The organism is Myxosarcina sp. GI1, assembly GCF_000756305.1.
In the GTDB taxonomy this organism is placed as follows: Bacteria; Cyanobacteriota; Cyanobacteriia; order Cyanobacteriales; family Xenococcaceae; genus Myxosarcina.
This window is the reverse complement of record NZ_JRFE01000006.1, coordinates 211,000-224,365: the sequence shown is the minus strand read 5'-3', so window position 1 is coordinate 224,365 and position 13,366 is coordinate 211,000. Positions and strand designations below refer to the sequence as shown.

Annotated in this window: 11 protein-coding genes; 2 read left to right on the top strand and 9 right to left on the bottom strand. The window is 41.7% G+C overall.

Going from position 1 to position 13,366, the window contains the following annotated elements; genetic code table 11:
- Positions 1 to 205: 205 nt before the first annotated feature.
- The 9 genes from fucP to KV40_RS02825 form a co-directional block, all read right to left on the bottom strand.
- Positions 206 to 1,456 carry an L-fucose:H+ symporter permease gene (gene fucP / locus KV40_RS02865; RefSeq protein ID WP_036477804.1) on the bottom strand — a complete coding sequence of 417 codons (1,251 nt, stop codon included), beginning with the start codon at positions 1,454 to 1,456 and terminating at the stop codon, positions 206 to 208.
- A 216-nt stretch (positions 1,457 to 1,672) separates the two neighbouring features.
- Complete coding sequence (gene lpxA / locus KV40_RS02860) at positions 1,673 to 2,464, bottom strand: acyl-ACP--UDP-N-acetylglucosamine O-acyltransferase (RefSeq protein WP_036477801.1); 792 nt, start codon at positions 2,462 to 2,464, stop codon at positions 1,673 to 1,675.
- A 22-nt stretch (positions 2,465 to 2,486) separates the two neighbouring features.
- Positions 2,487 to 2,951, bottom strand: a complete 465-nt coding sequence (gene fabZ / locus KV40_RS02855) for a 3-hydroxyacyl-ACP dehydratase FabZ (protein WP_036477799.1) — start codon at positions 2,949 to 2,951, stop codon at positions 2,487 to 2,489.
- A gap of 83 nt (positions 2,952 to 3,034) precedes the next feature.
- On the bottom strand, positions 3,035 to 3,871 hold the full coding sequence (gene lpxC / locus KV40_RS02850) for a UDP-3-O-acyl-N-acetylglucosamine deacetylase (RefSeq protein ID WP_036477797.1): 837 nt from the start codon (positions 3,869 to 3,871) through the stop codon (positions 3,035 to 3,037).
- Positions 3,872 to 3,889: 18 nt separating this feature from the next.
- Entirely contained in the window at positions 3,890 to 6,130 is a 2,241-nt protein-coding gene (locus KV40_RS02845) for a BamA/TamA family outer membrane protein (protein ID WP_081942732.1), read from the bottom strand.
- A 158-nt stretch (positions 6,131 to 6,288) separates the two neighbouring features.
- Positions 6,289 to 7,026: a phosphoribosylaminoimidazolesuccinocarboxamide synthase gene (purC, locus tag KV40_RS02840; RefSeq protein ID WP_036477796.1), complete on the bottom strand. Its 738-nt coding sequence runs from the start codon at positions 7,024 to 7,026 to the stop codon at positions 6,289 to 6,291.
- Positions 7,027 to 7,170: 144 nt separating this feature from the next.
- Positions 7,171 to 7,422, bottom strand: a complete 252-nt coding sequence (locus tag KV40_RS02835) for a hypothetical protein (protein WP_036477794.1) — start codon at positions 7,420 to 7,422, stop codon at positions 7,171 to 7,173.
- Positions 7,423 to 7,520: 98 nt separating this feature from the next.
- Positions 7,521 to 7,841, bottom strand: coding sequence for a DUF2973 domain-containing protein (locus KV40_RS02830; RefSeq protein WP_036477792.1), 321 nt, complete (start codon positions 7,839 to 7,841; stop codon positions 7,521 to 7,523).
- Positions 7,842 to 7,916: 75 nt separating this feature from the next.
- Positions 7,917 to 8,249, bottom strand: coding sequence for a DUF2605 domain-containing protein (locus KV40_RS02825; protein ID WP_036477790.1), 333 nt, complete (start codon positions 8,247 to 8,249; stop codon positions 7,917 to 7,919).
- Between the two features lie 303 nt (positions 8,250 to 8,552).
- Here KV40_RS02825 and thrS point away from each other — a divergent pair, with 303 nt between their 5' ends.
- Both thrS and KV40_RS36530 read left to right on the top strand, forming a co-directional pair.
- Positions 8,553 to 10,370 carry a threonine--tRNA ligase gene (gene thrS, locus KV40_RS02820; RefSeq protein WP_036477788.1) on the top strand — a complete coding sequence of 606 codons (1,818 nt, stop codon included), beginning with the start codon at positions 8,553 to 8,555 and terminating at the stop codon, positions 10,368 to 10,370.
- 140 nt (positions 10,371 to 10,510) lie between these two features.
- On the top strand, positions 10,511 to 13,363 hold the full coding sequence (locus tag KV40_RS36530; RefSeq protein WP_253274143.1) for an EAL domain-containing protein: 2,853 nt from the start codon (positions 10,511 to 10,513) through the stop codon (positions 13,361 to 13,363).
- Positions 13,364 to 13,366 lie beyond the last annotated feature (3 nt).

The following is a 13,366-nucleotide window of genomic DNA, read 5'->3' as shown; positions in this document are numbered from 1 at the left end:
TTTAGTCTAGTTTGAGGCACTGAAGTTATAAATAAGCTGATTCTTACCGCCACAGCACTATTTTTAATCGTCCAACCTTATGCTATTTTCCACAGTAGATGCCATTTTCTCGATTCAAAATGACTTTATCCCAAAAAGCGAATAAAGCAAAGTTAATTTTAATGCGCTTATTGTTCATCGTTCATTATTCATTGGTTAACCGAACCTAGATTTGTAATCCTCTGACTGTTTTGAGGTTAAAGAAACCGTAACCAGCAATAACTAAGAAACAAATTGCTGGAATAATGTAAGAGATTGCAGCCCCAAAGGCATCTAGCAACCCTCCCTGAACCAGTGGCATGACCGCCCCTCCCAGAATCGCCATAACCAATCCAGCCGCCCCAAACTTAGTATCCTCGCCAAGACCATATAAAGCAACTCCGTAAATCGTCGGAAACATTAATGATAGACAAGCTGAGATAAACACCACTGCCCAGACTCCAGAGATATTGGGACTGAGTATTGCATAGACACAAAGCAGATTTCCCAGCAACGCCAAACCCGTTAATAAAATTGTCGGACGGATAAATCCCATTACCCAGGTCATTAGAAATCGAAAACTCATAAAAACCAGGAGACTGTATTGAAGATAGTTTCCAGCATTCGCTTCATTACCACCTATAGCCTCCTGTACGTACTGAATCGTAAACGTCCAGGTACAGGTTTGTGCTGCAACATTAAAAAACTGAGCGACAACTCCCCAACTGTAATGTGGATTGGCAAGTAGCCGTTTTAGTGTCGAAAGAAAACTAACCGATTGCGAGTCTGTTCTTGAAGCCTGTTGAGACTCACGAACTTTAACTGGGGCAATTAGCAGCCAGATTACAAGTAGCACGCACGCCATGCCAACGTAAGGAACCATAACAGCATTTAGTTCTGCTGCCCTAACAGCCCGAAGTGCCTCAGAGGTCATAGCCGCTCTCTGTTCGGCAGTGGCAGGATTTAAATTTGGTAGAATCAAAGTTGCTGCTAGAAAAACACCTATGTTAGTTCCCAGAGGATTAAATGCTTGTGCGAGATTGAGTCTACGAGTTGCACTCTTTTCTGGTCCCATAGACATCACAAAAGGATTAGCTGACGTTTCCAAAATTGACAGACCCGCCGCCAGAATAAATAAAGCAGCCAGAAACAAGCCATAAGTCATAATTAAACTGGCTGGATAAAAGGCAAAGGCACCAACAGTTGCCAAACCCAGACCAGTAAGAACGCCAACTTTATACGAGTACCGTTTATTGATAAATGCCGCAGGTAGTGCCAAACAAAAGTATGCCCCATAGTAGGAAAACTGGACGAGTGCTGCCTGAAATGTACTCATTGTAAAAATTTTGCTGAAGACCTTGACTAAAGGATCGGTCATGTTTGCAGCAACTCCCCAAGCGGCAAAGCAGACAATCAGCAAGATGAAGGGAAACCTCATATTAGGATAAACAAACGGCGTTTTCGATGATTTCAAAACAATAATTTCCTTTTTTTTAAATGACAATGTAATATAGCAATCCTATTTGATTTGCGAATACAAATTATTGTCATTTTATTTAGCAATGAGCAATAAGCAATTATCAACAAATCGGTAAACACTGTTTACTGTTCGCTATTCATTGTTTAATGTTTTATGTTCAATCATTAGTCGATATTACTTGCCTGCAATCGCTCCCCTTCTTCCTGTAGCACTTGATTGTCTGATAAAATCCTGCAAGTAACGAACATGCTCGTTATCTGCTAATAAATCCAGTTCGGCGATCGCTTTATCGATAGGCAAACCTTCACGATATAGAAGACGAAAAGCCTGTTTGAGTTGTTTGATTTGGCTGCTACTAAAGCCCCTTCTTTTAAGTCCTACCAAATTTAGCGATCGCACCCTGGCGGGATTGCCTTCTACCAGCATGTAGGGAGGTACGTCGCGACTAATGCGGCTCATGCCGCCGATCATTGCCAATCGTCCGATATGAACGAATTGATGAACGCCCAACACACCGCTAATTACCGCCATCGAATCGATACTGACGTGACCTGCGATCGCCACACTGTTAGCAATAATTACTTCATTAGCGATCGCACAATTGTGACCGACATGAGAATATGCCATAAATAGGTTGTCATTACCGATAACTGTCGCTTCTCCCTCTCCCGTAGCGCGATTGATCGTTACATATTCGCGGATGCGGTTGCGATCGCCTATTTTGACGCAGCTATTTGCCCCGCGATATTTTAAATCTTGAGGTTCCAAACCAATTGCTGCCCCAGGAAAAATTTGGTTATCGGCACCAATTTCAGTCAATCCCTCGATGACAACATGACTGCCAATTGTAGTATTTGCACCTATTTTAACCTCCTCTCCAATAACGGCATAGGGAGCTACTCGAACTGTCGAATCAAGTTCGGCATGGGGATGAATGATGGCGGTATGATGAATTAAGGCACTCAAGACTATATTTTATTAACGGCTATCAATCGATTAGAGAAAATAACATTTCTCCTTTAACGGCAAGTTCGCCTTCAACTTCTGCTTTGCCCTGCATTTTAGCAATACGTTTTTGCTTTAAAGATAGCAGTTCTACAGTCATAATTAGACGATCGCCTGGAATAACGGGACGGCGAAACCGCATTTTATCAATGCCTGCATAGGCAAAAAATTTGCCTTCCATTTCTGGTAGCTGCACTAAAACAATTCCTCCAACCTGCGCCATCGCTTCTGCCATCAATACTCCTGGCATTATCGGGCGGTTGGGAATGTGTCCTTGAAAATAAGGTTCGTTAAAAGTAACGTTTTTAATCCCCACGGCTTTTTTTCCAGGTACGTATTCGATAATCCGATCTATCAGGGCAAAAGGATAGCGATGGGGTAGTAAATTATGAATTTCTTGAATGCTAAAAGTTTGTTTGGACGTATTTACTTGGGTGGCAGTTGACATTATAAATATATTGGATCTTTAAAGTTTGAGTTCGATCTCCAATGGGCAGCTTGCTTGTATGGGACAAATAGAGTTTTTAACGCTTAGCAGCGATCGCCATTTGGCAGTAAGGCTAATTCTTTAGCTAGTCGAACATGTAATTTATGACTGGCTTTATAAGCGATAATGTGAGCCTGGGGAAATTGTCCCAACAAACTAATATCTCCCACTAAATCTAATAGTTTATGACGGGCTGGTTCATTAGTAAATCGCAACGGCGGATTAACCCAGCCATCTTGACTGCAAACCAGGGCATTGTCTAAACTTCCACCAGCGATTAAACCTGCCTGCTGTAGCTGTGCGATTTGTTCGGCAAAACCAAAGGTACGAGCGGGAGCAATTTCGGTGTTAAAATTGTTTTCTCCAGGACTCCAACTGTGCCACTGATTGGCGATCGCAGGGTAGTCGGCAAAGTCAATGCCGTAGGTAAAGCGGGTTTCTATAGCGGGTAGGGCAGCAACAAAAGCATCTCCTTCTCTTATCCAAATAGGTTCGCTCGGAGCGATTGCTTCAGTAGAAGCAGTAGTAGAAAATTCAGCTTTGGCGATCGCTTCAGTCCAAATTTTTGCCGAACCGTCTAATAAAGGCAACTCTGCATTATCGACTTCAATTCTGGCATTGGCAATATTATTCGCTGCCAAAGCAGCCAGAAGATGCTCTACAGTTCTTACTTTTGCCTCGGCGTTACCTAGTTCTGTAGATAGAGTTGTTTGGCTAACTGAGTCGACTGTAGCCCGAATTACGGGTTTATCGGGCAGATCGACTCGGACGAAATATCGACCCCAGTTGCGATCGTCAGGCAACAGGCGCACTGTGGTAGTAACCCCAGAATGCAGTCCTACTCCCGAAAGTTCGACAGTATTTTTTAGTGTCTTGCTCACATTGCCTCTTATCTGGCTTTAGAATTTTTCGCCGATACCAAACTGAATTTCGTTATCTCCTTCATCACTAATAGCATAATCAATCCTGATTGGACCTAAAGGTGACTGAACTCTGACACCGATACCGTAACCATAACCACTTCCTGGCAATCCTCTAACTATTGATGGTTCTCCAGGAACATTATCATCGGTTCCCAAAACCGTACCGTAGTCAAAAAATACCGCACCGCCGACAATTCTAAAAATAGGAAAACGATACTCGGCGGTAGCTTGAAGATAGCTGCGACCATTACCTAATTCACCATCGCCATAACCGCGTACGGAATTACTACCGCCTAAGACAAAGGCTTCATAAGGAGGTAAATCGCCAAGAATGGTTCCTCCTTGAACATTAAAAGCTAAAGTTTGCGCTCCTTCGCTAAATTTAATCAAGTTAACGGGAATATAGTAGCTATAGTTGGCGCGCAGGCGATTTAACAAAATACTTCCCGAACCAATGGGAGCAGTTTGCTCTACACCCAGGCGTAATACAGAACCACTAGTCGGCTGTAAGGCGTTGTTACGAAAATCGCGAGTGGCATTAAAGCGAAAGATAAATAAATCGTCTTCGCCACTATCGCTAAATGCCAGATTTTCTGCGCCAAATTGAGTTTGAGATTGGGGCGTAATATCTCCATCGTCATTTTTGATTGCTACGTGCTGATATTGAAAGCCAGTAGACAAAGTCCATTCACGACGAGCAAAAGGATCGCGGGGTAAGGGTCGGGAAAAGCTAATACCGCCTCCAGTGCGAACTACACGAGGGCTATCGCCATCAAAATCGCGCTCGAAGCCAGGAAGATTGGGATCTTCTTCTTCTTCATCGCCTTGGGGAACTTCAATATCATCGTTATCGCCATCAAAAACCAGAGAAATCGAACGGCGGCGAAAAGCGTTGATGGTATAAGAGGTTCGAGCGGGATCGCCAGCAATCCAGGGATCGGTAAAATTAACGTCAAATAATAGTTCTCGTTCCCCTAGTTGAATTTCCGTACCTAAAGTTTGATTGTTACCGCCTAAGTTTTGCTGTTGAAAACTAACCGTACCGAATAAACCGCTAGAGGAGCTAATTCCAGCGCCCGCAGCGATCGAACCGCTACTGCTCTCGACTACATCGACATTAACGATAACTTTACTGGGATTTTGTCCGGGACTAAATGAAAAACGAGCATCTTCAAAAATTCCCAAGCCAAACACTCGCTGTAAGTCTCTGCGAGCGGTATCGCGTTTGAAAACATCTCCAGGCTTGAGTTCTATTTCTCTAGTAACGATAAAATCGCGAGTTGTGCCATCTACGGGTTCGTCTTCTTCATCCAAAAACCGTACGTTAATGTCTTCAATTATCCCTTCGGCAGCCACCAAAGTAACGACTCCATCAGGGCTTACTTGAGGAGAACCAACAATTTGAGCCAGTTCGTAACCGTTTTCGCTATACCATTCGTTTAGTTTGATGATGCCATCTTGTAACTCTCGCAGATTGAGAATTTCACCGTAGCTGTCGCCAAATATTTCATTAACTACTTTAGGAGGCAAAACTCTTGTCTCTGCATCGCGGGGTAAGGTTTCTACCGCTACTCGATCTAAAATTGGATTTTGCTGCACGTCAAAAGTAATCCTTACTCCTAAAGGGGTGTCTTCGGGAGTTACTTCTACATTCTGAAAAAAGCCCGTAGCGTAGACTGCATTAACATCTTCCTGTAGTTGAGAACGAGTGGTAGTTCTACCTGGTTCGGTAGAGATAGTTTCGTAAACAATGTCTTCTAATTCTTGGTTAGCACCTTCTACGTTTACTTCAGCGACTAAAACGCGGGGTTCTGAAGATGATTCTGGTTGTTGGGGTGTATTGGGTTGCGGTTGCTGTTGGGGTTGAGCATCCTCTGGTGATTCCCTCTCTTGAGGATTTTCGGGCGGTACCGATTCTGGTGGTGATTCGGTTTCAGGCGGTAGATTGGGTTGCGGTGGCGGCGCGTCTGGAAAATCGTTTTGAGCGACTATGGTTCCACCTAGAACTGAAGTCGCTCTCGTTTTTTGAGAAGTTTGTTGTGGCTCTACCAAAGCTGAATTTGGCTGGTTTTCTGCGGCTAGCGTCAGTTGCTCTCGTTTTAGATCTTTGGTTTCTGCTCGAACTGGCAACAATAAACCGAAGATTGACAAGGTCGCCAGGGCGACGCTCGCAGTTGGCAGGAAATAAAAGTTTTTTTGTTTTTCTAGCACATCCACACACCCAATAAAGCGATCGATACTATAACAGTTTTTGTCTCGATTTGATTAATTTCAGTCGCTACTCGGACAATAAAAAAATTGACCATACACCGTACGATCGAAAGTGACTAATTTAGGGTATAGATGTTCCCGTCTTATAAAGCTGCAAATACAGTTTACAAAGCGGATGAAACTTTAGCTAAAATTCGCTCTAGAACCTGTTGATATGCCGATTCAACACCGCCCAAGTCTCGACGAAAACGATCTTTGTCTAGCACTCTAGCTTGTGGATCGCTTTCTGCTATATCCCATAGCCGACAAGTATCGGGACTAATTTCATCCGCTAAAATTATTTTTTGTTGCGAATCTTTACCAAACTCCAGCTTAAAATCGACTAAAGTAATGTCACATTTAACAAAGAATTCTTGCAGATGCCGATTGATGTTTAAAGCCATTTGCTCGATCGCGGCTAATTCAGCTTCGCTAATAATTTTTAGTAGCTCGATCCGAGGGCGAGTTAATAAAGGATCTCCAAGCTCGTCGTTTTTTAGATAGTATTCGACTAACGGAAATGGTAAAACTTTACCCTCGCTCAGTCCTGTTTGACGGCACAGACTACCTGCGGCAACGTTTCTCACTACTACTTCTAAAGGAATTATCTTTACTGCCTTAACTCTCATGCGATCGCTGGCAGGACAATCTATATAGTGAGTGGGTATGCCAGCTTTTTCTAGTAGCTCAAATAAAGACCTGGCGATTGCACAGTTGATTTCGCCTTTACCTTTTATTTGACCTCGCTTTTGAGCATTAAAAGCCGTAGCATCATCTTTGTATACAGTAAGTAATATATCGGCATCCTCAGTAAGATAGAGAATTTTTGCTTTTCCTTCATAGAGTTTTTGGGTAGGCAACATACAATTTAGTTCGAGCTAATGTGTGAAAATAAATTGGGCAAAAAAATTACCAAAGGAATCACTGCTCCCTTGGCTTTAGGTTAGATCGAATGTCGAATAAAAATTTTTTTAACCAAACGCTCGCCCGTAGGTCAAGCTGATTTTTTAAAACCGCTCTACGCTTCCTAAAAATACTGGTTCGACTCGAATTGCCAAAATGCTAGCAGGGCGAACGACCATATATTCTCCTTGAATATTTTTGATGGGAACGCTTACAAAACTAGATGAATCTGATTTTGCCATCAGTTCATTACTATACCACTTTTGAAATTCTTGTACGGTGCTAAATTTAATTTCTTCTCTATGACCGCCAGCAATTAAAAGGTGAACTGCATATTCGTCGGGTTTTCTAGGCATAGAACTATCGGATTGAGATGTAAAGTGCGATTTTATTGTTCCCGAAAATCCTGCAAAATCGATCGACCCAGACTAACTGTTAATTTAATAAATTTTGTTTATTCTTCTCCATCGTTGTTATTTTTGTTGGGAGAAGAATCATAAAGTGCATCTAGTTTTTGACGAGCATCTTCTACGGACACAGAACGCATAACTAGTAGCGGTTCTTCAATCACCTGACCCCGTTCGTCCAGTAATTCTGGATGAATTTTGCCAACCGAGCGATACTGTTGGCGATTATTGGCAGTTCCCTTTTTCGCAGAGCGAGAAGGATGAACTTTCTGCGCCTCCATGCTAATAGTAACCAAACTACGAATTAAATTACTAACGGCAACCAAGGCGATCGCCGTAAAAGCCAAAATGTAAAGTAAATGTAACATAATTTTTGTTCGATCTAAATTTAGCTAATTGATTATTTATAGTCCAATGATAAATTTAATTTTCGATCGCTTTATCTACGAGTCAGAAAGTCGATCCCCCTTCGTTTGTCGGCGTTTTCTAGCCAAATCCCAGCACTCTACTACTAGTTGATGCCAGGGAAGAAGCATATTTGAATCGATACCGACTTCTCCATTAGTTGCTTTTAACAAGATTTGAGCCGTACTGACTTCTTTTTTACTTCGGACGATTTTGTTTAACAATTCAGTTTGTTCTTTTGCCGAAAAAAAAGTCAGGCGTTCTGATTCTAATAAAGTTCTAGAGCGGTCGAACCAATACTGAAAATCTTCCAAAAGCGGTTCTAAGACCGATTTGAGTAATTCTTTTTCTGTAGGTCGTTCCGAAGACATAAATTTAAAAATAGCTTATTATCACAGTATTCATCTTAGCGTTTTTGACAAAACTTAAAGAATATTTTCAAAGTTTATAATATTAATTACGATCGCTCACTACAAAAAGGGGAGTTTAAAAACAATCATTTGATATATTAATTCTCTTTAATTTAAAAAATTATATTATTAGTAAATAGTAAAAGTACAAATCTACGCCTACCAAAAGTAACCGAGAAGCACTACATAATCGCTGTGCGCAGTTACAAAATTTTTCTTACCTCGATAAAATAAAACAAGTTTATCGGCATCTTTAAACAGCTAATGACCACCGCAGAAAAAAAACAAGTCGAACAATCAATTAAGTTACCTCGCACTAGTGAATCACCATCTCTCCAAAAGATTCGTCATACCGCCTCACACGTCATGGCAATGGCGGTGCAAAAACTGTTTCCTAAAGCCCAAGTAACTATCGGACCCTGGACGGAAAATGGCTTTTACTATGATTTTGACAATCCCGAACCCTTTACCGATAAGGATTTAAAAAAAATTAAGAAAGAGATGATTAAGATTATCAATCGTAATTTGCCAGTGGTAAGGGAAGAAGTCAGCCGCGAAGAAGCAAAAACTAGGATTGAAAATTTACAAGAGCCATATAAATTAGAAATACTCGCAGGAATTGAAGAACCAATTACTATCTATCATTTGGGCGATCGCTGGTGGGATTTATGTGCCGGACCCCATGTAGAAACCACTTCTGAAATTAATCCCAAAGCGATCGAATTAGAAAGCGTTGCTGGTGCTTACTGGCGCGGCGATGAGAATAAAGCACAGTTGCAGAGGATCTACGGTACTGCTTGGGAAACTCCCGAACAGTTGGCAGAATACAAACGGCGTAAAGAAGAAGCTTTAAAACGAGATCATCGCAAACTGGGTAGAGAATTAGGGCTGTTTATCTTTGCCGATGCCGTAGGTCCTGGTTTGCCGTTATGGACACCTAAAGGGACGATATTGCGATCGCAACTAGAAGACTTTCTCAAACAAGAACAGCTAAAACGAGGTTATCTACCCGTAGTTACTCCCCATCTAGCCAGAGTCGATTTGTTTAAAATTTCGGGACACTGGCAAAACTACCAGGAAGATATGTTTCCCATGATGGCAGAAGACGAAGCTGCTGCTGCTGCCGAACAAGGGTTTGTTCTCAAACCGATGAACTGTCCCTTTCACATTCAAATATATAAGAGCGAGTTGCGTTCCTATCGGGAATTGCCAATTAGACTAGCAGAATTCGGTACGGTCTATCGTTACGAACAGTCTGGAGAATTGGGAGGCTTAACCAGGGTTAGAGGCTTTACCGTAGATGATTCTCATTTATTTGTCACTCCCGAACAGCTAGACGAGGAGTTTTTAAAAGTAGTAGATTTGATTCTGTCTGTATTTAAAAGTCTACAGCTAACTAACTTTAAAGCGCGTTTGAGCTTCCGCGACCCAGAATCTGACAAATATATCGGTTCGGATGCAGCTTGGTCGAAGGCAGAAAACGCTATCAGACGTGCTGTCGAACAGTTGGGGATGGAACATTTTGAAGCCGCTGGCGAAGCAGCATTTTATGGACCAAAACTAGACTTTATCTTTGAAGACGCTTTAGAACGCGAGTGGCAGCTCGGAACGGTACAGGTAGACTATAATTTGCCCGAACGTTTTGAGTTGGAATACGTTGCTGAAGACGGTTCGCGCCAGCGTCCGATTATGATCCATCGCGCTCCCTTTGGTTCGCTAGAAAGGTTAATTGGCATTTTAATTGAAGAATATGCGGGAGACTTTCCTCTCTGGCTGGCACCGACGCAAGTAAGGCTCTTGCCCGTAAGCGATGCCCATGTGGATTTTGCCAATCAAGTAGTTACTAAAATGCTGGCGGCAGGAATTCGGGCTGAAGTCGATAATAGTCGCGAACGCCTCGGTAAAATGATTCGCAATGCCGAAAAGCAAAAGATTCCTGTAATGTCGGTCGTGGGAGATAAGGAAGTTGAAAGCGATACTTTAAGCATCCGCACTCGTAGTTCGGGAGAACTAGGCGCGATCGCAGTTAAAGAAGTAATTACCAAACTAACTGAAGCGATCGCTTCTCATACGAATTTTTAATAAATGCCGTTTAATAGCAGCGGCGAACTTTGCCGTTCGCCAGCCACTGCTATTAGTAAATATTTCGCTATATTTAACGGTTTTATATGTGCGATTGTCTTAATATTATGACTGAGTAAAAATACCACCAGTTTTTATCGATGTCATTTATCTGGCGATCGCACATATTTAAGCTTGTTGTCTCTAGTTTTATCTGCAAAAAATCGCGTATTGTCATAGCCTACATTTTATGCGGTTTTTGTATGGGCTTGTCTGGCAGCGAGAACCAGGACAGTAAAAATGTTTTAGTAATACACTCCTATCATCCAGAATCATCCTGGGCAAAACAGGAGAAAGCAGGAATAGATTCGGGGTTTGCAGAAAATCATCCTCAAGTCAACGTATTTCACGAATTTTTAGATAGCAAACGATATCCTCAACTAAAACATGGTCGAGATTTTTTAGACTACATCGAGAAAAAATATCGTTACAGCGAAATTGACTTATTAATGGTTGCTGACGATCCCAGTTTACAGTTGATTTTGCAGTATCGACGCGACTTCGCCAATATCCCCATAGTATTTTTGGGGATCAATCATGTAATGCCCCAATTAGCAAAAATTCCCTGGTTGACTGGAGTATATGAAAACCATAGCGTCGCTCAAACAATCGCCGAAGCCCTAAGACAGACTAGACAAGACAGTTTGATTGTACTTACCGATTCTACCGCTACGGGAAAAGCTTATGAGGCACAAGTCAAACAGCTAAAAAAAATCTTCAAATCGTTTACCATTCACATCGTTAGCGACCTCGTTCCCGAAGAAATTAATTCTCGTCTGGGAAAATTTGCACCGAATGTTCCAATTTTAATTCTCGGACAGCTACGTAAAGATAATAAAAATGGAGCGTTAATCGATCACGAACAAGATGCGCCTATTATTAGTTCTCAAGTAGCCAATCCGCTTTATACGGTAAGCTCGATGCGGATAGGTACGGGAGTTATCGGCGGAAAAATTTTAGATGGGGCATATCATGCCAGACAAGCTGTAGAATTGGCAGACAGAATCTTAGATGGAGCGAATCCTCAAGAAGTCAAACCAATTATTGCAGCCAAAAACCGTTGGATTTTCGACTATCGCGAACTAAAACGCTTTGATATAGATATTAACCGACTGCCCGAACAAAGCGAACTAATCGATCTGGCTCCTTCTTTTTATGAAACTCATAAAGTTATAGTCTGGACTGTAGTAATTAGTTTTTTAGTTAGTTTGTTAATTATTGTCTTGTTAATAGAAATAATTAGAAGACGTTCTTTAGCAGCAGCAATTTTGCGAGAAAACGAGCAACGCTATAAAGACTTAGCCGAAGCAGGGGCAAATGTATTTTGGGAACTAGATAGAGATTTTAGATACTGTTATGTATCGGGAGAAGCTATCGGCATCGATCGCCTCGAACCTTATGGTATCTTGGGCAAACATCCCCAGGATATTTATTGCCATCATCCTAAAATTGAGTTTGATTGGGGCAGTTTCGAGCGCATTATTAGCGAGCGTTGCCTCCTCAACAAGTTTACATTTACGGTTAGAGATAAAAACGAAACTATTAGAATCTTTGAATTAAACGGCAAGCCAATTTACGATCGCCAGCAACAGTATCTAGGTTATCGAGGTATTCAACGCGAAATTACTGCCGAACACAATCTTTCTAAAAAAATTGCCTATCAAGCAGCTTATGATTCTCTAACGGGGCTGATCAATCGTCGCCAGTTTGATGAAAAGCTTAAAGAAGCAGTCGAGCAAGTACGAAAATGCGGGACGAAAAAAGTTTTGTGCTATTTAGATTTGGATCGCTTTAAAATTGTCAACGACACGGCAGGACATTTAGTTGGCGATCGCTTGTTGGCAGAGTTAGCTACCATGTTTGGCAGCATGGTTCGTCAAGAAGATACTTTAGGCAGGCTAGGAGGAGATGAGTTCGGTCTGATCTTAGAAAGCTGTACCCTCAAGCAAGCCAAACAAATTGGCAATAAATTGATTTTGGCACTGGAAAACTATCGTTTTCGATGGCAGACTTTAGAGTTTGATGTGGGAGTAAGCATCGGCATGGTGCCAATTTCACGAAAAACTGCTGATGCTGCCGAACTGCTGAGCCGCGCCGATCTAGCCTGCTATCAAGCTAAAAATCTAGGCAGAGGTAGACTCTATATTGCTGAAAATGATAATGCCGAATTAGATTTGGAACAAACCCAAATGGCGCATATTGCCAACGTTTCTCAAACAATTGCCGAAAATCGCTTTCATTTAGTCAAGCAGTTGATTAAACCCATTGAAGAAAACGCGCGAGCGCCCTGGCATTATGAAATTTTACTGCGACTTGAAGATCGTCAGGGAAATTTTATCTCCCCCACACAATTTATTCCCGTCGCCGAACGTTATGGAGTAATTACAACTATCGACCGCTGGGTATTAGAAACGACACTCCAGCACTATAAAGAATATTTTACCGCTCAGCCAACTATAATATCGATTAATTTATCTGGCTTGAGTATTAACGATGAAAGATTTACGGCGATGGCGATCGAGTTAATTAAAAATTCTTCAGTTCCAGGCAATTGTCTTTGTTTTGAAATTACCGAAACGGCTGCTATTGCTCAGCTAGAGCGCGCTTATAGGTTTATCAGACAGATGAAAGAATTAGGAGTCAAATTTGCTTTAGACGATTTTGGCAGTGGCGTTTCTTCTTTTGCCTATCTCAAAAGTTTACCCGTAGACTATCTTAAAATTGATGGAAGTTTAATTCAAAATATTACCGATCGCAACTACAATGGCGAAATTGTTAGCGCGATCGAACGTATAGCTAACGTGATGAATATTCAAACCATCGCCGAATGTGTTGAGAATGATAATGTTCTAAACTATTTAGGTAAAATTGGCATAGATTACGCTCAAGGATACCGTATTGGCAAACCAACGTTAATTAAAGCCATCAATTTGGTTTCCAAACTAGGTAGTTAAAAG

Coding starts and splice junctions, on each gene's coding strand:
- fucP (WP_036477804.1), bottom strand. CDS start 1,456: ATGAGGTTTCCCTTCATCTTGCTGATTGTCTGCTTTGCCGCTTGGGGA.
- fabZ (WP_036477799.1), bottom strand. CDS start 2,951: ATGTCAACTGCCACCCAAGTAAATACGTCCAAACAAACTTTTAGCATT.
- purC (WP_036477796.1), bottom strand. CDS start 7,026: ATGTTGCCTACCCAAAAACTCTATGAAGGAAAAGCAAAAATTCTCTAT.
- KV40_RS02835 (WP_036477794.1), bottom strand. CDS start 7,422: ATGCCTAGAAAACCCGACGAATATGCAGTTCACCTTTTAATTGCTGGC.
- KV40_RS02830 (WP_036477792.1), bottom strand. CDS start 7,841: ATGTTACATTTACTTTACATTTTGGCTTTTACGGCGATCGCCTTGGTT.
- KV40_RS02825 (WP_036477790.1), bottom strand. CDS start 8,249: ATGTCTTCGGAACGACCTACAGAAAAAGAATTACTCAAATCGGTCTTA.
- thrS (WP_036477788.1), top strand. CDS start 8,553: ATGACCACCGCAGAAAAAAAACAAGTCGAACAATCAATTAAGTTACCT.
- KV40_RS36530 (WP_253274143.1), top strand. CDS start 10,511: ATGTCATTTATCTGGCGATCGCACATATTTAAGCTTGTTGTCTCTAGT.